The sequence below is a fragment of the Candidatus Nitrotoga sp. AM1P genome, assembly GCF_013168275.1.
Lineage (GTDB): Bacteria > Pseudomonadota > Gammaproteobacteria > Burkholderiales > Gallionellaceae > Nitrotoga.
Window position 1 is genome coordinate 638,102 of the sequence record NZ_AP019547.1, and the last position, 21,656, is coordinate 659,757.

General features: G+C 51.8%; 23 protein-coding genes. 5 read left to right on the forward strand and 18 right to left on the reverse strand.

Going from position 1 to position 21,656, the window contains the following annotated elements; translation table 11 throughout:
* Positions 1-13: 13 nt before the first annotated feature.
* From tal to W01_RS02950, 8 genes are all read right to left on the reverse strand, one after another.
* On the reverse strand, positions 14-964 hold the full coding sequence (gene tal / locus W01_RS02915) for a transaldolase (protein WP_173052119.1): 951 nt from the start codon (positions 962-964) through the stop codon (positions 14-16).
* A gap of 73 nt (positions 965-1,037) precedes the next feature.
* A complete protein-coding gene (locus tag W01_RS02920; protein ID WP_173052120.1) occupies positions 1,038-1,796 on the reverse strand; it encodes a DUF3047 domain-containing protein in 759 nt (252 codons plus the stop codon).
* On the reverse strand, positions 1,793-2,407 hold the full coding sequence (locus W01_RS02925; RefSeq protein ID WP_173052121.1) for a TIGR04282 family arsenosugar biosynthesis glycosyltransferase: 615 nt from the start codon (positions 2,405-2,407) through the stop codon (positions 1,793-1,795). The genes W01_RS02920 and W01_RS02925 overlap by 4 nt, the downstream gene beginning before the upstream one ends.
* Positions 2,404-3,081 (reverse strand): TIGR04283 family arsenosugar biosynthesis glycosyltransferase, encoded by a 678-nt coding sequence (locus W01_RS02930; RefSeq protein WP_242007022.1) that lies wholly within the window; start codon positions 3,079-3,081, stop codon positions 2,404-2,406. Before W01_RS02930 ends, W01_RS02925 begins: the two co-directional genes overlap by 4 nt.
* A complete protein-coding gene (locus W01_RS02935) occupies positions 3,082-5,232 on the reverse strand; it encodes an FAD-dependent oxidoreductase (protein ID WP_173052122.1) in 2,151 nt (716 codons plus the stop codon).
* On the reverse strand, positions 5,229-6,206 hold the full coding sequence (arsS, locus tag W01_RS02940) for an arsenosugar biosynthesis radical SAM (seleno)protein ArsS (RefSeq protein WP_173052123.1): 978 nt from the start codon (positions 6,204-6,206) through the stop codon (positions 5,229-5,231). Before arsS ends, W01_RS02935 begins: the two co-directional genes overlap by 4 nt.
* Positions 6,207-6,851: 645 nt before the next feature.
* Entirely contained in the window at positions 6,852-7,166 is a 315-nt protein-coding gene (locus tag W01_RS02945) for a hypothetical protein (RefSeq protein WP_173052124.1), read from the reverse strand.
* An 8-nt stretch (positions 7,167-7,174) separates the two neighbouring features.
* Positions 7,175-7,774 (reverse strand): hypothetical protein, encoded by a 600-nt coding sequence (locus W01_RS02950; RefSeq protein ID WP_173052125.1) that lies wholly within the window; start codon positions 7,772-7,774, stop codon positions 7,175-7,177.
* A gap of 534 nt (positions 7,775-8,308) precedes the next feature.
* On the opposite strand from W01_RS02950, the gene W01_RS02955 reads away from it, so the two are divergent.
* On the forward strand, positions 8,309-9,700 hold the full coding sequence (locus W01_RS02955; RefSeq protein WP_173052126.1) for an IS4 family transposase: 1,392 nt from the start codon (positions 8,309-8,311) through the stop codon (positions 9,698-9,700).
* Between the two features lie 180 nt (positions 9,701-9,880).
* Here the strand turns inward: W01_RS02955 and W01_RS02960 are convergent, their stop codons facing one another.
* Entirely contained in the window at positions 9,881-10,180 is a 300-nt protein-coding gene (locus W01_RS02960; RefSeq protein WP_173052127.1) for a type II toxin-antitoxin system prevent-host-death family antitoxin, read from the reverse strand.
* 330 nt (positions 10,181-10,510) lie between these two features.
* Between W01_RS02960 and W01_RS02965 the strand changes: the two genes are divergently transcribed.
* Positions 10,511-10,762 (forward strand): type II toxin-antitoxin system Phd/YefM family antitoxin, encoded by a 252-nt coding sequence (locus W01_RS02965; protein WP_173052128.1) that lies wholly within the window; start codon positions 10,511-10,513, stop codon positions 10,760-10,762.
* On the forward strand, positions 10,759-11,181 hold the full coding sequence (locus W01_RS02970) for a type II toxin-antitoxin system VapC family toxin (protein WP_173052129.1): 423 nt from the start codon (positions 10,759-10,761) through the stop codon (positions 11,179-11,181). The genes W01_RS02965 and W01_RS02970 overlap by 4 nt, the downstream gene beginning before the upstream one ends.
* A gap of 181 nt (positions 11,182-11,362) precedes the next feature.
* On the opposite strand, the gene W01_RS13845 is transcribed toward W01_RS02970, so the two are convergent.
* The 9 genes from W01_RS13845 to W01_RS03015 all read right to left on the reverse strand — a co-directional run bounded on the left by W01_RS13845 (position 11,363) and on the right by W01_RS03015 (position 19,801).
* Entirely contained in the window at positions 11,363-11,539 is a 177-nt protein-coding gene (locus W01_RS13845; protein ID WP_198421330.1) for a hypothetical protein, read from the reverse strand.
* 173 nt (positions 11,540-11,712) lie between these two features.
* Complete coding sequence (locus tag W01_RS02980) at positions 11,713-12,072, reverse strand: DUF2513 domain-containing protein (RefSeq protein ID WP_173052130.1); 360 nt, start codon at positions 12,070-12,072, stop codon at positions 11,713-11,715.
* 103 nt (positions 12,073-12,175) lie between these two features.
* Complete coding sequence (locus W01_RS13850; RefSeq protein ID WP_198421331.1) at positions 12,176-12,841, reverse strand: HNH endonuclease; 666 nt, start codon at positions 12,839-12,841, stop codon at positions 12,176-12,178.
* Between the two features lie 373 nt (positions 12,842-13,214).
* Positions 13,215-13,625 (reverse strand): hypothetical protein, encoded by a 411-nt coding sequence (locus W01_RS02990; protein ID WP_198421332.1) that lies wholly within the window; start codon positions 13,623-13,625, stop codon positions 13,215-13,217.
* 11 nt (positions 13,626-13,636) lie between these two features.
* Positions 13,637-14,944 (reverse strand): hypothetical protein, encoded by a 1,308-nt coding sequence (locus tag W01_RS02995; protein WP_173052131.1) that lies wholly within the window; start codon positions 14,942-14,944, stop codon positions 13,637-13,639.
* A 126-nt stretch (positions 14,945-15,070) separates the two neighbouring features.
* Positions 15,071-16,159: a lipocalin family protein gene (locus W01_RS03000; protein ID WP_173052132.1), complete on the reverse strand. Its 1,089-nt coding sequence runs from the start codon at positions 16,157-16,159 to the stop codon at positions 15,071-15,073.
* A gap of 2 nt (positions 16,160-16,161) precedes the next feature.
* Positions 16,162-17,100: a diguanylate cyclase gene (locus tag W01_RS03005; protein WP_173052133.1), complete on the reverse strand. Its 939-nt coding sequence runs from the start codon at positions 17,098-17,100 to the stop codon at positions 16,162-16,164.
* Positions 17,101-17,129: 29 nt separating this feature from the next.
* Positions 17,130-19,532 carry an ATP-binding protein gene (locus tag W01_RS03010; RefSeq protein WP_173052134.1) on the reverse strand — a complete coding sequence of 801 codons (2,403 nt, stop codon included), beginning with the start codon at positions 19,530-19,532 and terminating at the stop codon, positions 17,130-17,132.
* Between the two features lie 116 nt (positions 19,533-19,648).
* Positions 19,649-19,801, reverse strand: coding sequence for a hypothetical protein (locus W01_RS03015; RefSeq protein WP_173052135.1), 153 nt, complete (start codon positions 19,799-19,801; stop codon positions 19,649-19,651).
* A gap of 199 nt (positions 19,802-20,000) precedes the next feature.
* On the opposite strand from W01_RS03015, the gene W01_RS03020 reads away from it, so the two are divergent.
* Positions 20,001-20,453 (forward strand): DoxX family protein, encoded by a 453-nt coding sequence (locus tag W01_RS03020; protein WP_173052136.1) that lies wholly within the window; start codon positions 20,001-20,003, stop codon positions 20,451-20,453.
* Positions 20,454-20,508: 55 nt separating this feature from the next.
* On the forward strand, positions 20,509-21,576 hold the full coding sequence (locus tag W01_RS03025; RefSeq protein ID WP_173052137.1) for an alkene reductase: 1,068 nt from the start codon (positions 20,509-20,511) through the stop codon (positions 21,574-21,576).
* Positions 21,577-21,656 lie beyond the last annotated feature (80 nt).

A 21,656-nucleotide genomic window follows, 5' to 3' on the forward strand; every position in this document is an offset into this window, starting at 1 on the left:
GTGCTGTGCTGCTCTAAAGCTTTTCTGCAAGTGTTTTTTCCAGTTTGATTTGATCCACGGTGAAACCGCGTATGCCTTCCGCCAGTTTTTCCGTGGCCATGGCGTCCTCGTTTATCTCCCAGCGGAATGTCGCTTCGGCCATGGGTGGTGGCTGCGGTTCGAACGCTCCAGTATCGTTCAATTGCCGTACTAGCTCACCTTGAGTGGCTTTCAGCTCTTCCAATAAAGGGGGCGCGATGGTGAGGCGGTCACATCCGGCCAGCGCCAATATCTCGCCCATGTTGCGGAACGAAGCACCCATGATAATGGTGTTGTAACCGTGCGACTTGTAGTACGCATAAATTTTGCGTACCGACTGTACGCCAGGATCTGCTTCCGCCGCAAAGTCATGCCCGCTTTTAGCCTTGTGCCAATCAAGAATGCGTCCGACAAACGGGGAGATCAACGTCACGCCCGCCTCGGCGCAGGCGCGTGCCTGGGCAAAACCGAACAGCAGGGTAAGGTTGCAGTTGATGCCTTCGCGTTCAAGGATTTCCGCAGCGCGGATGCCTTCCCAAGTAGAGGCGATCTTGATCAGCACGCGGTCGTTGGGTATGCCTGCTGCGTTGTAAAGACTGATCAGCTTGCGAGCCTTGTTCACCGTGGCTGTGGTATCGAAGGAAAGCCGCGCATCCACTTCGGTCGAAATACGTCCCGGAATATACTTGAGCACCTCCACACCGACATCTACCGCCAGTCTGTCCATAGCAGCTTGCGCCCGCTGCTCATGATCATTGCATTGCGATTTGGCCCAGACGATGACATTTTCGATGAGCGGAACGTATTCCGGCAGTGAGGCAGCTTTGAGCAACAATGACGGATTGGTGGTGACATCCTGCGGCTGGTGAAGGTGAATCGCTTCGATATCGCCGGTATCCGCCACGATGGTGGTCATGGATTTCAGTTGTTCCAGTAGATTGCTCATGATATTCCTCCTGGTAAGTATTAGGGTGAAAACTGACTATTGATGACCTATTGCTGGTTACAATCTATATGAGTCAGGGCTTAACTGCAACGGGCTCTGCAAAACACGCTGCGTCTTGCTCAACAAACTGAAAATCAGCAAAACCGGCGTGAGCGTGTTCTCCAGTATTGTCGGTGTCGGATGCGACGGTGAGCAGAACCAGGTGCGCCTGCTCTGATCCAAACTCCGTAACCATATCCTTCTGCACATCGTGGCGTGCAACGACCCATTTTCCTGCATTCGCAGCACCCGATTCGGCCACTATCATGTGGATGCGGTCGCTATAAGCATTTGGCTTGCGCGTACCCACCGGATAACGATTGTCCCACACATAATTGATCGCGGCATCGGGCACCGCATCGCCATAGATACTGCGTGCCAGCTTGAGTTTGACGCGTGTCGTAAAACTCAGCGCAGACGCCGGCATAGCAAACGAAACATACACGCGCGCAGCATAATCATCCCCTGCTTTGGTGGCCATGTCGGCCGTGACCAGCGGGGCATCCACGCGCCAGCGCCAGCACAACACCGGCGTGCGATTCAAATCGATCTCGACTGGTCGCGCCAGCAACGTCATACTGCGCTCGGCGGTGGCTTCGATGGCCAACACATCGTCCCATCGCGTGACGCGGTAATGAGTGGGCGGTACTTTTTTATTGAGCTGTATCAATTGCCACGGAGACGGAACATCCACGGACTCCTGGGTGAAATGATCGAGCCAGACTTCATCGCTCGCTTGAGCCAGTAAAGAGAGAGTTGACCCTATCAGCAGCACTAAGTTCCGTAATGTCATGGGACCTCTATGTTCGGTAGCAAATATTTCAAATCCTGCGGCGTATCCACATCGTGCAACAACTGCCCAACATGCAGCGACCAGCCGAGCTGCCCGATACGCGCGATGGTGATGCGGGCAACTGCATCGGTGCTCCACGGCATGTCACTGAATAGCACTGCACTGTAGCGCTTGAGTCCCAGCAGCGCATAACCGCCATCGGCGGTGCAATGGATAACTGCATCGTGTTCGTGCAATGATTGAGCAGCCTCACGCAGCAAGGTGGCGGACATTTCCACGCAGTCTGTACCAATCAATAAAACGAATCCTGTATTTTCAATGGCGCGCTTTGATGCACGCGCCAGTCGCGCACCGAGATCACCCTCGCCTTGATCGGTAATCTCAAGGCCAGCCGGAAGTGTTATACCTTGCCAAGCGATATCGTCAATATTGGGTGTGCTGCATAACTCGACCGTGCCGATGTCAGCGGCCTGTGCGTTGAACAAAGTGTTGGACAGCATCTGCAGCGCCAGTTTGGCCGCAGCCTCAGCCCCCAGCAAGGGAATCAGGCGCGTCTTGGCAAAACCGGGCTGCGGGGCTTTGGCAAAAATAATGATGCGGGTGGGTATCATTGGTACAACCTCGCTAACTCACCCGCATCCGTGCCGCGCCAATACGCCCAGCGCAAACGCCACATCAGCAGAATAGTACGCCATACCCCGTGCACCTCCCAACGCCGACCGGATGTCGTCACACAATGTGCAATGCATACGGGACGCGAGAACGCCAGCAACCGTTTGCTCAGCTCAACATCTTCCATTAGCGGCTGATCAGGAAATCCCCGTAAGTGCTCGAACACGGCACGCCGCACGAATATCGCCTGATCACCGGTAGCAATTCCGGTCAGGCGCGAGCGCCAATTCATTAAGCGGCTGACCACGCGCAACATAATGGGACGACCGGTGATGCACACATCGAAACGCCCCCAGCAAGACTCTTTATTTCCCAAAGCTAGCTCGATGTAATGTGTTGCCTCCTGTGGCAGGCGCGTATCGGCATGCAAAAATAACAGCACATCACCGCTGGCTCGTGATGCGCCGGCATTCATTTGATTTGCTCTGCCGCGAGCAGTGCGCAACGCAATGAACCCAGCCACCTCAGACAGTATTGCTGATCCATCAGCACTGCCGCCGTCGACAAATATGATCTCGCAACCGGCTCGCTGGTATGGCAGCAAGTGCGCGAATAATTCCGGCAATTGCTCCGCTTCATTGAGCATTGGCACGATGATGGACAGGCGCATCATTCAGCCTCGCTTCCATGCGTGATAACGCTTCAACCACGCCAGCACTTTTTGCGGCGAATGGGCGCGTTTCCATTCCCCAGCCGCATATTTGTTTGCTTCAGCCAGAGTCGGGTAAATATGAATGGTGTTAAGAATCTTGTTCAGCCCCAACCCGTATTTCATCGCCAACACGAACTCGATTAGCAAATCGCCAGCGTGCTCGCCAACAATGGTGGCACCGAGGATTTTGTCCTTGCCGGGCACGGTCAGTACCTTGACAAAGCCGTACGCCGTGCCATCGACGATGGCGCGATCGAGATCATCTATGCCATATTTCACTACTTCATAAGGAATGCCTTGCTCGCACGCTTCTCGTTCGTTCAGCCCGACGCGCGCGATTTCCGGATCCATGAAAGTTGACCAGGGTATCACCGAGTAATCTGCCTTGAATTTCCAAAAATCACCAAACAGTGCATTCACCGCCGTATACCACCCTTGGTGGGCGGCGGTATGAGTAAACTGGTAAGGTCCGACCACATCGCCCGCCGCAAAAATATTGGGATAAATAGTTTCCAGATAGTCGTTGGTGACCACTGTGCGCTGGGTTTCAATACCCAGCTCTTCCAGGCCGTAGCCTGTCAGCCGAGCCACGCGGCCTACCGCACACAACAACGCATCGAACTCGATACGGCGCGATTTGCCATCCTGTTCAACCACAATGTATTTGTGCCCGTCTTCCTGCTCGCAGCGCACGGCTTTATGCTCGGTCAGCACGTCCACCCCATCTGCGATGAGCGAGGCGCGAGCCAACTCGGAAACTTCGCTATCTTCGCGAACCATGATGCGCGCCCCCCTCTCAATCTGGGTGACGTGCGAGCCCAATCGCGCGAAACTCTGTGCCAATTCACAACCGATCGGGCCGCCGCCCAGCACCACCAAGCGCGCAGGTGCCGTGTCCAACTTGGCGAATGCTTCCCACAGAGTTTCGCTGGTAACGTAACCCACCTCATCCAAACCGGGCAGCGGCGGCACGAAAGGCCGCGCACCGGTAGCAATGATGATGCTGCGCGTGGTGAGCACTTGAGTCGTGCCATCGTTCAATTTTATTTCTACCGTCCACGGGTCAGTGATGCGCGCATAGCCTTGCAGCACTTCCACGCCCAGGCCGGTATAGCGTTCCTCGCTGTCGTGCGGCGCCACGGTGCGGATGACCTCATGCACACGCGCCATCACTTTTTGAAAGCTGAACGTTGCTTCGTTCGCCTCCAGCCCATAATGATCGGCGTGACGTATTTGATGCGCCAGCTTGGCACTTCTGATCAACGCCTTGCTCGGCACGCAGCCGTAATTGAGGCAATCGCCTCCCATCTTGTTCGCCTCGATCAGCGTCACCTTGGCCTTGACCGCCGACGCGATGTAGGCGGACACCAGCCCACCCGCTCCGCCACCGATCACAATCAGATTGCGGTCGAATCGTGCCGGGAGATTCCATTTGGCATAAACGCGGCGGCGTTGCAGCCAGGTTATGATTTTTTTGATGATCATCGGGAAAAAACCCAACAGTACAAACGAAAGCAATAACCCCGGTGACAGAATGCCGGACAGGCTTTGTAATTGCGCGAGTTGCGTTCCCGCATACACGAACACCAATGTATCCGCCAGCATCCCCACCTGGCTGACCCAATAAAAGGTGCGCGTACGCATCGGCGTAAGTCCCATTAGCAGGTTAATGAGAAAAAATGGAAACACGGGAATCAGACGCAAAGTGAGCAGGTACCAAGCTCCGTCTTTGGCCACCCCATCGTTAATCGCTTTCAATTTGTCACCGAAGCGTTGCTGCACGATGTCGCGCAACACAAAGCGCGAGGCCAGGAAAGCCAGCGTCCCGCCGATGCTGGAAGCGAATGACACCAACACCGCGCCCATCACCAACCCAAACACCGCACCCATGGCCAGTGTCATAACCAATGCGCCCGGCAAAGAAAGCGCAGCAGCAATTACATACAGCATAAAACCAACTGCCGCGACCAACCAGGGCGACTGCGCCTTGAGCGCAGCAAAATCATGCTGACTCTGCTTGAGCGATTCAAGCGTTAAGAAACGCTCCAGATCGAAAGCAAAGAAGCTAACGATCAGCACGAGAATCAATATAACGAGCAGCGCACGCTTCATGTGGTGAGGCTTTCTTCCTCTTTCAATGCGCCGCCACAACTGCTGCCCTGTCCGGCAGTGCAGCCGTAGCAATGGCCGGCAACTTGGATCGGATGATCCTGCAAGTCTTGTTGCAACAGATCACGTAGATGCGGGCGACCTTGGCCGGAGATAGCCAACTCCAACTGTTGATTGAAATCGCAGTCGTAGAGAAATCCCTGCCAATCCACACTGACCAGATTGCGGCACATCACCGTGTCGAGATTGGCAGCAGCGAAGTTTTCTTGCAGTAGGCGCAAGTAGTCGTTGAACTGGCCTTTGGAGACCAACATTGAACCGAAACGCTGGATCGGCATATTGGTAATGACAAACAGCTGGTTGAACACGATGCCAAAATGCTCGAACAGCTCGCGCTGATAATCTGCTTGCAACCCAGTCTGATCTGGCGGCAGTGAAGCACCCTGCGGATTGAACACCAGGTTCAGCGTCAGGCCGCTGTCAGGCTGTCCGTAACCCAGCACATTGAGTTTTTGCAGTGCGACGATACTCTTATCAAACGTGCCTTTACCGCGCTGCTTGTCCACATTGTCCTGCGCGTAACAGGGCAGTGAGGCGACAATCTCGACCTGTTGCGCGGCAAGAAATTCGGCGAGATCTTCCTGTCCAGACTCGAACAGAATAGTGAGATTGCAACGGTCAATCACCTTGCGGCCTTGTGCGCGAGCGGCGCGCACCAGATCACGAAAGCCCTCATGCAATTCCGGTGCGCCGCCAGTCAGATCAAGCGTGTGCAAGTCGCGCGCCGCCAACACCTGTGGAATCAGCGCCAGCGTTTCACTATCCATCATCTCGGTACGAGTCGGTCCGGCATTCACATGACAATGCACGCAAGTCTGGTTGCATTTGTAACCCAGATTGACTTGTAGAATTTCGAGCGTACGACGACGCAAGGCGGGGAATTCAGTGGCTTGTAACAAAGGCAGAGTGGCGTGCATAACTTACTCCTGTAAATATTTCATCCCTCGCAACTGCACCAGACGGACAATGCAATGTTCCTGAGTTGCAGTCGTTATAGAAACCAGATTACTTACAAAGTAAAACTTTGCAACCTGTAAGTGAGATGTTGGGTTTCATTTCATTCAGCTCAACTACCAGACTTCCAGGCCATATTTTGATACAGCTAACGAGGCTATAGAAGAACACTGTTTTCAATGAAAACAGGTATCGTAACTTTTGATTTTTCATAAGGCGATTTTCACAATTTTGAGTTTCTCTAAAGCATCAACGTTTGAATTCACGGGGCTGCGCGGCTTTTCGCGCAGGTACAGTGGAATGAGTGGTTAGCAGCCTGCTATAGCACACGCCGGGCTCCTCTTAATGCGGATTCAAGAAACGTGGCTACTTCAATGCATTCGGAGTGGGTCAGTGCTAGCAAATGCAGGGGCAATCTAAAGCACTCAAGAAACTCGCACTGAATCTTCCGTCTCCATCCGGGAATTTCGTTCGAGTGTTTGTCTAGGTACTGAACAATTATGTCGATATCGTTGGGCTGGCAATTTGCATCCAAGGAGGAACCGAATATCCACACTTCGGATACAAATTCAGCTCTAAGCCGGCGGCACAACCAGATCGACAAGGTGTCAAGGTCGACCATTTAATTCATCAAGGTGAAAACCAAATGCACCGAAGTTGTGAATCTCTATCCCAATTCGCCTAGCTTCGGAGTAGGCGCTTTGAGTTACCTTGTCCCAACTGTTGTAGATAAGGTATTGGGCCTTTGGGTTCTCCGCGGCCTCCGCGATCTCGGAGCCGCCGATAATGTACTCATCGGACATGTACAGTGTAAGAGATTTTCCGCTTGGTAATGCTACCGTTGCCTTCTTATCTCCATGCATATCGAACGACCGCATCTTGCCTTCGGACTTGTAGCGCATCAGCGCATGAATCAATGCCATGGCTTTTCCTATTTTTCCTTCAAAGAATACGTGGAAGCGAGATTAGCGCGAACTTCTGCTCTAGCTCGCTGGACTAAAGAATAGAACTCTTTCGGGAACGGAAAAAGCTTGTAAGCCTCATAAGCGTCTTGCCCGAAGACCTTATACGCGTGAGCATGAGTCACGAATTCCAGATACACAGACTCGTCGTCAGCATCGGACATGAAGTGAAGGTTCTTTTCGATAATTTCGCAAATCTTAATATTGTTCGGAACGATAACCTCAGCCGAGAGTTTCTCCCATACTTTCGCAGTTTCTTCGTCGTTGAACTGGCCGCCCCGCTTCGCAGCAGAAATTGGCCCAATTCGCTCAAAGATGTTTTTGTTCGCGGCAAGAAGGGTGTAGACCGGGTCGTAAAAGCACGTGAGTTGTTTGAGTTTGTATTCTCGCCCCTCCTTGCTCACATTCGTCCAGTCTGTCATGCACCCGGCCAGACGTGCTTGCGCTCTAGATGACCAAATGGAAATTGAGAGACTTACGAGCGAAACAACCGCAGCTAGACTGGCTGCAATAAGAGTTGCCCAACCTTTGTCGAGGGATTGAATAATTTCAGCGAGAGTGATCGACATTGGGGGCTGTTAACTAAGCTGTAGAAAACCCCCATTCTGAAACCTTGTTTCAGCTTTGGGTGGAATTTTTTCAAAGCAAATTGTTGTCTTCATTTTCGGCTGTCTGTTTTCCGATAACATTTCCATTGGAAACTTGCCTAATCTGGCAAGTCTATCCATACGATACAGATGCGAGAAAACGGAGAAGGGGCAGGTCTCAATACTGTTTGGATAGCGCCCTTGACGGAGTGCTTTCCTGTTCAGAACGTTGATTTTACTGAACTCATTTTTCTTAAACGAACACTATTGGGTCAGGTCTAGCAATCATGCATTTTTGCATTACCTTGCAAAGTTACATGATACAACTAGCCGGCTAATTCTATTCTGTATTCTGAGCAGCAGTATTGGGTCGGGTCTGGCAATCATGCATGACCCCCCTGACCCTCATGGCACTCGGTTAAGGCTATGACGTCCCTAAAAAGGATGGGCTGAGCACTTCTGATGGTAAGCTTTTGTTGCGACACGAAAGCCACCAATTTCAGGAGGTCAGCCCAAATGAAGGATAACAAAGTTGAGCGGGTTCGTCAGGAAGTTGCGATGTTTAGACGGCAGTTTTTGCAAGATGACACTAACGCATTCGATCAGGCTTTTGGCAACCAAGAGATTACAGCGGTCGTGAGCGAACTGGTGGCGCCACACCGTGAGCGCATCTATCCCCCATTGGACACGCTACGCCTGTTTGTTGGCCAAGTTCTGTCGGCTGACCGAGCCTGTCAGGATGTGGTGGGCCGCCGTTTGTCCGAGCGGATCGCACAAGGCCAATCGGTGAGCGCGCTCAACACCGGCTCCTACTGCGACGCGCGCAAGCGTCTGCCGATCACCCTGCCGGTGATGCTGGGCACCATGATCGGTGAGCGACTGGAATCGATGACGCCATCAGCTTGGCGATGGCAAGGTCGGCCAGTCAAGTTGTTTGATGGCACGACCATCTCGATGCCCGATACACCGAGCAATCAGCAGGCCTATCCGCAAAGCCGTGAACAGAAACCGGGATTGGGCTTTCCCATCGCCCGTATTGGCGCACTCATCGGCTTGTCCAGCGGCGCGATACTGGGCTATCAAGTTGCGGCATGCGAAGGCAAGGGGACGGGGGAACAAAGCCTGTTGGCGAACCTGCTGGACAATATCAATGCCGGTGATGTATTGCTGGCCGATGCGCTGTTGGCGACGTGGTGGATCATTGAAGACGCGAGTAGCCGGGGGGTTGATGTGGTGATGGCGCAGCATGGAGTGCGGATCACCGACTTCATGCGTGGTCAGCGATTCGGCAAGAATGACCATGTGGTGCAATGGCCACGACCACCGAAACCGAAAGCGATGAGCGCGGAAGAATACGCCCGCCACCCGGAATCTATCACGATGCGCGAGGTAGAGGTTAATGGACGCATTTTGGTGACGACGTTGCTTGATCCGAGGGCTGTCTCGACACAAGAACTTGGCGCGCTCTACAAGATGCGCTGGAACATTGAGGTTGATTTCCGCACCATCAAAGCGACGCTTGAGATGGATGTGCTGCGTTGCAAATCACAGCCTATGGTGGACAAGGAGATTGCGGTTTATTTCATGGCCTACAACCTGGTGCGTTGGGCGATGTCGAAGGCGGCATTGCTCGCGGACGTGTTGCCACGGGTGCTGAGTTTTACCGGTGCCAAGCGCCTGCTGTGTGCATTCGCCGACCAGCTTCGTCGAACATCGGGAAAACAAGTTCGCACCATGATTGCTACAGTGACGACCAGCATTGCGACACTGCGATTGCCGTATCGACCTGACCGAATAGAGCCTCGCGCGAAGAAACGACGGCCCAAAAACCTTCCGCTGTTAACCGTGCCACGTCAAGTCGCGCGTGACCTCATTTATGCTCAGCGAGAGCTTAACCGAGTGCCATGACCCCCTGACCCTTTTCAGAGCGTAGAGTCAATGGTATCAGTCTTGGTAAATGTCTAACCTGGTATGGGTGGGGGAAGATTGCGCGCACTGTGCAGCACTCGCTCGACCAGGATGCCAGAATCAGTTTCAGAAAAGAAAATTAAATATCGCTCATACGGGAGCTGGCGCAAGTCTTCGGCATTACGCGCTGGCTTGTTCAATGGCCACCTGATTAATTGCTGCATGCATTTCGGCGAACATTTGTTCAGCTGGAATTGGCGGGTGCTGGTCGCGTCGGCTGATCGCAATCGCTTCGCGCAAAGTTGCGGCGTCCAGTGCCGCCATCTGACGCATATACAGTGCCGCCGGAACCAAATAAGCCGCCGGACGATTATGGTTTAACACGGCTACCGCTTCATCGCCCGCCTGCTCGATGATAGTGCTGGAGCTACGTTTAAGTTCGGTGATACTAACCGAGCGATTAGCCAATAATTTTTCCATGATTTTGTCTCCAATAGGCACTAAATAAGGTACCGAATTGTGATCATTATTTATGTAGCGGTCAATGCTAGACATCGCGCCAATGTACCAATCCACTCGCGAACAAATGCCCGCTTGCTCGGTTCTATTGCCCTTGCGACGGCTCGGTCACAAATCCTCCTTTCACCAACCCCGCCTTTGCCACGCCGGACATCACCTGCGCCGCCTACAAGATTTCTCCCTTTGGTCGAAATGATAGTTCATTGAAGTCACCTATAGCCAATCCGCAAGCTTTGTGCTAAATCCTGTCCAGTCTGGCCAGAATTAACGCCCACATTAATGGAGAACATCATGCACAGAGAATGGCAACTACAAAAAGCAAAAGACAATTTCAGCCAGCTTATCAAGGGGGCCGCGAGTGGCGATACTCAAGTAGTTACGGTGCACGGAAAACCCACAGCGGTAATTGTTTCGGCTGAAGAATATGCCCGGCTCACCCGCCACCGAACCAAGCTCTCCAGCGTGCTGCTGCGTCCCGACCTCGCAGCCGAAGATCTGGATATTTCCCGCAGCCGCGACACCGGGCGCGACATTGATCTATGAGCTGGCTGCTGGATACCTGCGCGCTTTCCGAATACGCCAAAAAAGCCCCTGCCCCGAAAGTTATCGCCTGGCTAGATGAACAAGACGAATCCAGCCTGTTCATCAGTGTCATCACGCTGGGAGAAATCGAAAAAGACATCCTCAAACTGCGCGCAAGCGACCCGCACCGCAGCCAGAAACTCACTGATTGGCTGGGTAAAGTAGAGCAGCGCTTCGCTGGGCGCATCCTGCCGCTCAATGCCGCTGCCCTTCACGTCTGGGCGCAAATCACCGCACACTCCGAACTGGCTGGACAACCCATGCCGGTGATGGACGGCCTGCTCATGGCCACTGCCCAATGCCACGGTTTCACTGTGGTTACCCGTAACGTGCAGGATTTCGCGATGTACCCGCAAGTGTTTAATCCTTGGGCGTTGTAAATCCGCGTTACGAGCAATTTCAAACCAATCTTTACGCGCCCATTTGGCAAACTCTAGTTGTGCCGTCTTCACCATTACGAACTGGCTTGTTCAATGACCACCTGGTCAATTGCTGCATTCATTTCGGCAAACATTTGTTCTGCCGAAATTGGCGGTTGTTAGTCGCGTCGGCTTATCGCAATCACTTCGCGCAAAGTTGCGGTGTCCAGTGTACCGCCATCTGACGCATACACAGTGCCGCCGGACGATTATGGTTCAACACGGCAACCGCATCATCGCCCGCCTGCTCGATGATGGCGCTAGGTCTACATTTAAATTCCGTGATGCTAACCGAGCGATTAGCCAATAATTGTTCCATGATGTTGTCTCCAATACGCACTAAATTAAGATGTTAAATTGCGACTATTATTCCCGTAACGGTCAATGGGAAGTATTACGAGGTCAGGTCTATAAAGTTTGTACAGCCAACACATGAAATTGATTGGCCGCCCGCTTCTGGGCAGTACCGCTCGACTGCAAGGTTTAACATAACTATAGCCCCAAGCTGTTCATGACAACTTTAGTAAGAACAGATTGCCATATTTGAAATGAACCCTCTCCGGCGCCCTTCATTAATTTTTTGGCTTGTAACCAATGCGACTGCTCTCTGGCATTCGCCAAGAATTCGTGACCAGCCCAAGTCAGGTTTATTGGAATTGCTTTAGGAGAAGAGCCGTCAATAGAACTGGCATCTGCGACCTCAAGTAGACCCGCTTGCCCCAAGATATAAACGTGATATCCGATCTGTTCGTCTGTAAACCCCTCAAATTTCATTTGTTGAGGGGCATACCCTCTTTCATGGCCATCTATTGCCAAGAGAATTTCTCGCACTAAGTCCATATCTCTCGTCATTGTTTACTCCTTCAAGTTAGCGGTAATGCCGAATGTTTGAATTCACCGGCCTGCGCGGCTTTTCACGCAGGTACTGTGGAATGATGGGTTGGAGTACGCGGATTCATGCCGCTGTTGCTCTCTTTAACTGGTTGCACTCGGAGCACAGGACTTGAACATTCCAGTAGCCATTTGAACCGCCGACCGAATGAGGCAAGATGTGGTCGAATTCAATACGCATGGCTTCACTTACCTTGTGCCGCTTGGTAATTCCGGCCACTCCTGGGCACCAACAACCGGACGCAAGAAACTCTGTGAGAACGGTCTGTCTGACCTCGCCAGAAATGTGCCTAACGTGAGCAACAGGAATCTTGATGGTTCCGGCGCTAGAGGGCTGCCAATTGGAATGTAGGTACTCCATAAGCCATTCGACGCCACCTGAGCTTAACACCCACGAGATGTGCTCGCCTTCAACGGCAAACAACTGTGGTCGTCTTTGAATCTCCCGAAAGAGTTCTCTACTGTAAGCACCCGGTATCCAGATAATTGTTCTGCACTTTCTCGGTTGAATATGAAACTGCAGTTTCCCACGGAAATACACGCGAAGAGAGTCTGTTGCAAAGGACAGCGTCACCAGCGGGTTCTTCTCTTGGAGAGCGTCAAGTTCCTTCAGAAGATGCGATGCAATATGGAAAGCAGCAACTCCATCACTCGATGAACGCGTCGACTTCGACAACACTCTGTCGAGGAAGTGGGCGCAGTAGTGAATGCTCCCAAAGCTTTTTTTCACTCAGCTACCTTCAGCATAGAGTTCAACGTGGAGACCTTCAACGAATAGCGTTTATCTGCCGCCATCCTCCAACTTGTCAAACCCACGACTTGATTGGCAGTGGACAAACCTCGTTGGACTGAGCCACCGGAGAACGGAACCTATGGGGATTGTATGGTTTTAAAGTATGGCGTCAATCTAATGTCATGAGGGAGCGTCCATATATGAAGAAGAAACGGATATCCTGTAGAGCATTTTTGACTTATACCGACACCAAACATCGCACAAACTGTCCGGTTAAAGTATCTTTGTTATAGGGACAAGCGAATCCACGCCTGTTAAAACTAGACAACGCCGGTTGAAACGGGCGTAAAAACAAGAAGGCTTCTTGATTTTATCGGCTTACCACATTCAAGTCCGGCTTCAATTCGTTTTCATCGATATAACCAATGGCGCCGGGTGTGGTTTGGACAAAGTTAATGACTTCGGCGGCGCTCGATAGTTCTTTTGGTGGAATACCTTTGCCGATAAAGCGGCGCACCGTCCAATAAGCCGTGTATTTGTCATCTTTCTGATTCAGGTAGTGCTGCAAGAAACGATCACGCAATGCGCCTGCCTTGTGATTCACGGCCGTGACATGCATACCATCGATTTCGATGATCTTGCCAGTAAATATTCTTTGTACGGTATTTGCGTTCAACTTACTTAGACCCGCATGGCCGATGACAACCACGTTCTCTGCATGCGCCTCGCCTATCACAAGTGCCAGGAGCGCGGAGAGCAGCTTGAGTTTGAGTTTCATCATGGCTGTCTCCCTTAGAACGTAAAGTTGTAAGAGAGAGAAAACACATTAATGCGTTGATCGTCGGATTTTCCACCCGGCGGCGCATCAATAAAACTGGACGCGATACCGGTTTGCACGACAGACCATTCGGCCTTGATTTTGCTGTTGATACCAAGCGAGTAGGCGGTGCCGAGCGCCCATGTATTTTGGTCATACACCACCATCGTATCGGCCAGGTTGCGCTCCAAAGCGTTAACCGCCGGGATAATCGTCTGGGTGCCATTTACCGCCTGATACAGGTCGCGGTTTTTCGTGGTTAGCTTGGCGTAGGTCAGGTAGGGTGTCCAGTGACCGATTTCTTTCTGCAGGCTCAGGTAAAAGCCTTTGCTGTCGGGAGAAAGAGTCGAGCCTTCATTTTTGCGTCTGACATACTCGCCGATTGTGCGAAATCCGTGCCCCAAATCAATGCTGGCACCAAAATTGGTGGTAACGGTTTTTATCCTGGATGGGCCGTCCGCAGCAGGGCAGTAATAGTTGCCAATGAATGCCGGCGGAATGCCAATGGGTGCGCAACCGCCAGCCGGCGCGGGCACGTACGTGGATGGCCCCAGTGTGGTGCCGTTGCGGGCCGTGGTATCGGCGAAATGCATACCCGCCAAAAAGGTGTTTCCGTCGCGATTCAAGCTCAGTCGCAGTCCTTTTGACTCGGTCGCCAAGGGTGCAAAGAATTCACCCGCCGCACCGCTTTTAGTGAGGATATTACCGGGATCACGCGCATAAAAACGCCATGATTCCTTCGCGGCATTCCCCCAATAGCCATCAAGAATAAATTCGTTCTCGTTGAGCTGCCAGGTTTTGGCGAACGATGCCCCAATAAAGTCTACCGTCGATGCGGAGGCATAAACCTCAACCGGCAAGCGAGCGGCCGCATAAGTCGTGCCTACATTGGCATTCTCGGAATTCAGATAAAAGGGGATACGTAATTTCCCTACGCGAAACAACCAATCGTCAGCTGGACGGTAGGATAAAAATGCCCAAGTAAGGGTTGGTTGCCAGTTTTGATTGTCACTTAGTAGTGCGGGCGGTGCTACTTTGACTTGTAGCGTCGCGCTCCATGCGGGATTGAATTGGGCATTTAATTGTGCGCCGAATAGGGTGTCACGTTCGAAACTGCCTTTGTTATTGATATAACGCTGGTAGGTGTAATCTTTGTCGGAAATGGCATAGCCCATCGTGCCATAACCCGACAAGGAAAAATCGACGGCTTGCGTAGATAGGCTAACCATGCCGAGCAGGAGGCAGACAAGCGTGCACGCACTATTTTTAAGCCGTTTTTGCATGGCCATTACATTGTTATGAGGCTGATCAAGGCGGTTGCAGGATTTTAGAATTCAACGGTACTATTTAAAACGCGGCAAATTATAACCGTTTGGCTTTTCCTTTTGACTTGTACTTGGCAGGTTTGCTCAATGCTCAGGTTTTGGACATTTGCAATAGCCATTTAACTCGACATAGGCTTGGCCGCTTACTGCGCCGCTAATGTTGCACGCCCCTTCCCAATATACCGGGCCGACCCAGAAGCTGTGGTTGCCGCGCAGCTCCTGATCTGGCACGGCAGGCTGCACGGTGAAAATTTCGCTGCCGATTGTCACCGTCCAGCCGGCGGGATAGGTGCAGCCAGTGGTAGGGCTGGTCCAATGACCCAGTATGGTCACGTCGAATTGATGCGCGGCGAGAGTTGTGGTGCGTCCCTGTGCGTCGGTGATCGAGCCGGACTTTTCTACTGTGGCTTCTTCGCCGTTAAAATCGAATAGCATAATTTGGCGGTTATCTGCCAGTTCGATGGCAAACCATTGCCAGCCTTTATCAATCGCTTGGAACAGCTCGCCGTATTGGCGGTCAAACCAGCTGGTTCCGGTGACTTTGTAAGACTTGCCTTTAATGCTCAAGGTGCCAGTCGTCGCCATATGAGTGCGCGAATAGTAGTAAGTGTAGCCGCCAAAAACATAGGGGTGTGCATCGCCGCCGTAGTGCAGTGCGGGCGATTTGGTTGATTGCAGGTCAATATCCAGCACGTAGTCACCGACTGCGCTGTGCAAATGATCTGTGCCATTGCCGCCCACCGCCGTGACAGAATTGTTCGCACCGGCACTGAGCTTGAAGCCATTGGGAGTTTTGTTGGGGAGTTTGAATTCGACAAATTCCTTGAATTCAAAGCGATTGCCGTTCACATCGGTGATGGCCACTTGTACCAGCTGATCGCGCATGAACAGGAAAGCATCGAAGGTAAAAAACACCACTTCAAAACCAAAATGCTGGCCGTCTTCCGTTTCCAGATGGCCCGTCCAGTACCACCACTGCACCTGTTCGGTGGGTAAAAATGCATCGTCTGCGGGCAGGGTCAGCGGACCAATCAGGCCACGCTTTGGACTAAGCCAGCACATGAGAATAACCGTCACCAAGAGTATCCACGGCAGTAACGGTGGGTATTTCCAAACTATCAGCACCAAGATCAGTACGATGAACCAAGGTGATTTTTGCCAGACTGTACGCATGCTTAGACGTTCCTCGGAATGGGGTTTTTGTTATGCCAGGATTTTACCTGATTGCGTCCAGACTGCTTGGCCAGGTACAGCGCCTGATCGGCCAGTTTGAGCAACTCTGCCGCTGAATTTGTTTCGCTCTGGGAGTTGCAAGCGACCCCAATACTGATTGTGATATGTTCTGCGGCCAGTGAGTGGGCGTGGGAAATCTGCATGGCGGCAACAGTTTCGCGCAAGGATTCGGCCACTTTACGCGCATCTTCCAGATCGGTTTCTGGTAGCAAAACGACAAATTCTTCGCCGCCGTAGCGCGCTATCAAATCCATCGGACGGTTTATCTCGGCTTGCATGGCTTGGGCGACTTGTGCCAAACATTGATCGCCCAAGCCGTGACCATAGTGGTCGTTAAACAGTTTGAAATAATCCACATCCAACATCAGCAAGGACAGTGCATGTTGCTGCCGTACCGCACGCTGCAGCTCGTTGTCCAGCGTGTCGTCGAAACGACGTCGATTGGCGACCTGGGTTAGTCCATCTATGAACGAAAGGCGTTTTAACGCATCGGTTTGCAGTTTGAGCGCAATGTGGTTGCGTACCCGTGCTTTGATAATGGGCGGGCTAATCGGCTTATGAATGTAGTCCATTGCGCCCAGCGTCAGTCCAAGTTCTTCATCTTCGGTTTGGTTGCGGGCGGTGACGAACAACACGGGAATATCACAGGTATCTGGATTGGCCTTGAGGCGTCTACAAACTTCATAACCATCCATCTCCGGCATCATCACATCCAGCAAAATCAAATCCGGCAAGCTGGCCGCAACCAACTCCAGGGCTTTAGCGCCGCTGGTCGCCAACTGGACACGGTAATCTTCGCGCAAAATGCTGCTCAACAGGCTCAGGTTGGCGGGCACATCATCCACCAGCAAGATCGTCGCGCGTTCGGTTTTGGCAAACATGGGGTTGTACTCCGCTATGTTATAAAGGTTCAAGGTCTTAAAGTTTCAACTTCCGGTAACAAGGCCAAGGCAATATCAAAATCAAAATTATCCAGCGCCACCGAGATACGATGTACGGTCTGCACTGGCAGCAGGTTTGCAAATGCAGGCTTGTGAGCTTGCCATAAATCTGCCGCTTCAACATTGCATTCTCTCAGCAATATTCTCAGTTGTGGCAAACAGTCTGGCCATTGGCCCGGTAGCGTGACAGCTTCTGACTGTGCGCTTAGTTCATACGATGGCGATAGGGGCGCATGCTCTGACAGACCCTTGAGTAAATGCCGTAGCGCCTCAGGCAATACCGGTTTGGACAGGAATAGATGAGCATTCAACCTGGAGACGGTATCGTGCATGACATCCGTATCGTAGGCGGAGACGATGACCGGCAAAGGCTGGTTATCTGGCGATTGTGCGTGCAGGCTACGCAAGACTTGTTCGCCATCCATGTTGGGCATGACCCAGTCCAACATCAGCAGATGATAGGGGCGATTTTGTTGCTGTGCCTGAGCAATCATTTCTAGCGCAACCTGACCGTTTTCGGCGCTGTCGATGCCGGCTCCCGGTGTCTGACTCACGCCAAGATGATGCAACATTTTAACCAGCACCATGCGCGCTTCAGGTTGATCATCTACGACCAAAACGCGCAGGTTCTGTACGCCAGACAAGCTCGCTGGAGTAGCCGTGCCCGGTTGCGCACGCAAAAAACGGGCGGTAAAAATGAAGTGTGAACCGGCATCGGGTTTACTTTCCACCCAGATACGCCCGCCCATCAGCTCGACAAAACGCTTGGCAATTACCAGCCCCAGGCCCGTCCCTCCGTATTTTCGCGTGGTGGAGCCATCCGCCTGGCTAAACTCTTGGAACAAGTGTTCCATCTGTTCCGCCGTCATGCCGATACCCGTATCGCTCACGGCAAAACGTAGTGTCATTGATTCGGCATCTTGTGCATCGATACCCAGCGTCAACTTGACATGGCCGCTATGCGTAAATTTGATGGCGTTGGATAACAGGTTGATGAGGATTTGCCCCAGGCGCAACGCATCCCCAACCAAAGCGCCCCCTTCATCCAACAAATGGGGGGTGTCCACTTCAAACAATAATTCCACTTCTTTTTCGTAAGCGCGTTGTTGCAACAAGGCCAGAGCGTTGGAAACCACCTCCTCAACCAGGAAGCGATTTTGTTCCAGCTCCAGCTTGCCCGCTTCAATCTTGGAAAAATCCAGGACGTTGTTGATAATGTCCATCAGCATCTTGGCGGCGTTATGCACCTTGGAAATATAATCACGCTGACGCGCATTCAGGTCTGTTTTGAGCGCCAAATAGGCCATACCCAGAATAGCGTTCATGGGCGTACGAATTTCATGGCTCATCGTAGCCAAAAACATGGATTTGATTTTGGTCGCATTCTCGGCTTGATTACGCGCTTTTTCCAATGCCAGCTGTACGGTTTGGCGACGGCTGATATCGGCTTCGATTGATTGCGCCATGCTGTCGAACGTCTCGCTCAACACGGCCAGCTCATCTACCTCTGAATCCCGTGTCGAATCCAATGCTGAATCCAGTCTGGTGCGGCTGGTGTAGTCACCTGCCGACAATCGGTCGGCAGACAGCTTGAGTCGTTCGATCGGCTTTAATACCTGGCGACGCACGGTATTAAAGGCTAACCCAACCAGACAGATGGTGACCGCCATGCTTGCCAGCAAAACCATAATGAGCCGCTGCAAGCGTGCGGTTGCTTGCTCGACCTCGCCTTGGGTGCGCTTGCTGACTTGTTCATTTAGCCCCTCTACCGCGTGTGCCAAATCGGCTTTCAGCCGGTTATAAGCCTGGCTGTAAACCAGCTTGCTGGCAAAATCAAGACGAGGAGTTCCTTCGGAAACAAATACGCGTTTATCTGGGTCATAAAGCCCTTGCGTAGCGGCAAAAGCGATCTGCTCGGTTTGCTTCATGGCTTCGGTGGCCGCGAAAACCTGCGTGAGTGTCTGAAGTTCTTGTGCGTTGAAACCCAAAGCGCGCATCCTGTCTGTTAATACATGGCGTTCAACTTGTTCAGGTATAACATGCAACATCCGCTCTGCAATCACATCATCCCAATAAGTCACGGGATTAAATTTGGCGGGTGCGGATTTTTTACCCTGACGTACGGCAAGGATATCGTAGTAATAAAACAGATAGCGCGACTCGCCGGTAGTCGTGTAGGCGCGCACCAGACTGGCCAGTTGTTCGGTTTCTTGTTGCAGTTCGTTAGACAACTGAATAGACAGCCGCCGATGTTCTTGCACGGTCATCATTTTGCTGTACGCCTGCTTAATCAGCACGACGCATAGCATATTTGCGCCCAATACCAGCAACACCCCCACAGAAAACCAGATTGAGAGTTTGCGCAGTTTCATCGGTACGGGCGACTATCTACAGCAATGTATTCACAAGGTTCAGGCATATTCGGTCGCGTATGACTGCTTTCAGCATAAGATTTCATCATCGTGCCACAAGTTTCACCGTCAGGCCATCAAGGTTCACCGCATGTGAATGGATCAAAGCATTCCCCGCTCAAATCAACGCGCCGCGAAGACAAATCCAGATCAAGCCGTATCTCGGAATAGATTTCGATGAAGGCAGCGAAAAGGATGTAATCGTCAGCGGCAATATTCTTTTGTTCCATTTATGGAATAACTTATCCCATTCTCATGGCTTTATCTATCTTTTTAAGCCGTCTAGTATGTAACCACATTACTTCACTTGAGAGGTCAACATGATTAATTCTGAAATTCCCGAGCAAAAAGACGGCGTAACGAAAAAATGATTTTAGCAATGGGCGTTTTGTTTGAACCAAATAACTTCAAACCAACAAGGAGCATGACATGAAGACCAACAATATTTTCAAGCAGATCAATGGCAATATCGTGAAATTGGTATCAATACCTATGATCAACGCATCGCTTGCGCTCGCCGCCAGACTTCTAGCGTCGGCAATCTTCATTGGTGCAGGATTCAGCAAACTGGGCGCGGGTTATGCGGGAACGCAAGCCTATATGGCATCTGTTGGGCTCTCCGGTGAGCTTCTACCCTTGGTGATCGGGCTGGAAATTGGGGGTGGGCTGGCGCTGTTGCTTGGTTTTCAGACCCGCTTAGCGGCATTCGCGCTGTCGGTTTTCTGCATCGTTTCCAGTGTGTTGTTTCATTCTGGCGCAGATCCGATGCAACAAATCATGTTTATGAAAAATCTGGCGATGGCAGGCGGATTACTGGCATTTACTTTATTCGGTGCCGGTCGTATGAGTCTGGATGGGGAAACACAGGGTCGAATTTCTTAACGTTAAGTCACTCGTCCGTATCTTAATTAAGAAAATATTTAATAAGGAAAACAACATGACCACGACTCTTTTTACCCCCACTACTCTAGGCCAACTGCAACTAAAAAACCGCATCGTCATGGCACCTCTGACGCGTTCACGTGCTATCGGCAATGTGCCGAACGAATTAATGGAAAAATATTACCGGCTGCGCGCAGGAGCCGGGCTCATCATCACTGAAGGCACATCGCCGTCGCCGAACGGACTCGGTTATGCGCGGATTCCCGGTATATATAACGATGCACAAGTACAAGGCTGGCGGCGAGTAACGGACGGCGTACATCAGGCAGGTGGCAAGATATTCATGCAATTGATGCATACTGGGCGGGTTAGTCATCCCGCGAACATGCCAACCGGCACCAAGGTGCTCGCGCCTTCCACCATTGCCACGCCAGGCGAAATGTGGACGGATAGCAATGGATTGCAACCGCATCCTGTTCCAACTGAAATGAACGAAGCTGATATTGCTCACGCCATCGCCGAATATGCAACTGCTGCCAAACGGGCGATTGAAGCGGGATTCGATGGCGTAGAGTTACATGCGGCAAATAGCTACCTGATCGACCAATTTCTCAACACAGCTTCCAATCAGCGCACTGACCGCTGGGGTGGCAGTATTGAAAATCGCATCCGCTTCGCCGTAGAAGTTGCCAAGGCTGTTGCCGTTGCTATCGGTGCAGATCACATCGGTATGCGCATCTCACCTTACAGTGTTTTCAACGGCATGACCCCCGATGCTGAAATGGATGCTCTGTACGAACGCTTGATCGCCGAATTAAACGGCATCGGCTTGGTGTATATCCACATCGTTGATCACAGCTCGATGGGCGCACCGGAAGTTAGCCCGGTGTTGAAGGAAAAAATACGTGCCGCGTTCGAAGGGAAATACATTTTGTCAGGCGGCTATGATTTGACTCGCGCGAACGTCGATCTCGATTTACAGCGTGGTGACCTCGTCGCATTCGGCCGCCCATTCATCTCCAATCCCGATCTGGTAGAAAAACTACGCAATGCCAGCCCCTTGGCATCACCAGACTCCAATACCTTTTATACACCAGGAGAAAAAGGATACACCGACTATTGATGCTCAATGAATACTGACTTATTTCTAAAGCGGTCACTTTAGAACGATCGATGCTACGCCGATTTTCGACGCAGCATCCC

Bases quoted from the DNA above. Each gene is read 5' to 3' on its own strand.
- W01_RS02950 (WP_173052125.1), bottom strand. From the start codon at position 7,774: ATGTCGATCACTCTCGCTGAAATTATTCAATCCCTCGACAAAGGTTGG.
- tal (WP_173052119.1), bottom strand. From the start codon at position 964: ATGAGCAATCTACTGGAACAACTGAAATCCATGACCACCATCGTGGCG.
- W01_RS02935 (WP_173052122.1), bottom strand. From the start codon at position 5,232: ATGAAGCGTGCGCTGCTCGTTATATTGATTCTCGTGCTGATCGTTAGC.
- W01_RS03015 (WP_173052135.1), bottom strand. From the start codon at position 19,801: ATGGAACAAAAGAATATTGCCGCTGACGATTACATCCTTTTCGCTGCC.
- W01_RS03005 (WP_173052133.1), bottom strand. From the start codon at position 17,100: ATGTTTGCCAAAACCGAACGCGCGACGATCTTGCTGGTGGATGATGTG.
- W01_RS03020 (WP_173052136.1), top strand. From the start codon at position 20,001: ATGAAGACCAACAATATTTTCAAGCAGATCAATGGCAATATCGTGAAA.
- W01_RS02980 (WP_173052130.1), bottom strand. From the start codon at position 12,072: ATGACGAGAGATATGGACTTAGTGCGAGAAATTCTCTTGGCAATAGAT.
- W01_RS03025 (WP_173052137.1), top strand. From the start codon at position 20,509: ATGACCACGACTCTTTTTACCCCCACTACTCTAGGCCAACTGCAACTA.
- W01_RS02920 (WP_173052120.1), bottom strand. From the start codon at position 1,796: ATGACATTACGGAACTTAGTGCTGCTGATAGGGTCAACTCTCTCTTTA.
- W01_RS02995 (WP_173052131.1), bottom strand. From the start codon at position 14,944: ATGCAAAAACGGCTTAAAAATAGTGCGTGCACGCTTGTCTGCCTCCTG.
- W01_RS03000 (WP_173052132.1), bottom strand. From the start codon at position 16,159: ATGCGTACAGTCTGGCAAAAATCACCTTGGTTCATCGTACTGATCTTG.
- W01_RS13845 (WP_198421330.1), bottom strand. From the start codon at position 11,539: ATGGAACAATTATTGGCTAATCGCTCGGTTAGCATCACGGAATTTAAA.
- W01_RS02925 (WP_173052121.1), bottom strand. From the start codon at position 2,407: ATGATACCCACCCGCATCATTATTTTTGCCAAAGCCCCGCAGCCCGGT.
- W01_RS02930 (WP_242007022.1), bottom strand. From the start codon at position 3,081: ATGATGCGCCTGTCCATCATCGTGCCAATGCTCAATGAAGCGGAGCAA.
- W01_RS02945 (WP_173052124.1), bottom strand. From the start codon at position 7,166: ATGGCATTGATTCATGCGCTGATGCGCTACAAGTCCGAAGGCAAGATG.
- W01_RS02955 (WP_173052126.1), top strand. From the start codon at position 8,309: ATGAAGGATAACAAAGTTGAGCGGGTTCGTCAGGAAGTTGCGATGTTT.
- W01_RS02965 (WP_173052128.1), top strand. From the start codon at position 10,511: ATGCACAGAGAATGGCAACTACAAAAAGCAAAAGACAATTTCAGCCAG.
- W01_RS02970 (WP_173052129.1), top strand. From the start codon at position 10,759: ATGAGCTGGCTGCTGGATACCTGCGCGCTTTCCGAATACGCCAAAAAA.
- W01_RS03010 (WP_173052134.1), bottom strand. From the start codon at position 19,532: ATGAAACTGCGCAAACTCTCAATCTGGTTTTCTGTGGGGGTGTTGCTG.
- arsS (WP_173052123.1), bottom strand. From the start codon at position 6,206: ATGCACGCCACTCTGCCTTTGTTACAAGCCACTGAATTCCCCGCCTTG.
- W01_RS02990 (WP_198421332.1), bottom strand. From the start codon at position 13,625: ATGATGAAACTCAAACTCAAGCTGCTCTCCGCGCTCCTGGCACTTGTG.
- W01_RS02960 (WP_173052127.1), bottom strand. From the start codon at position 10,180: ATGGAAAAATTATTGGCTAATCGCTCGGTTAGTATCACCGAACTTAAA.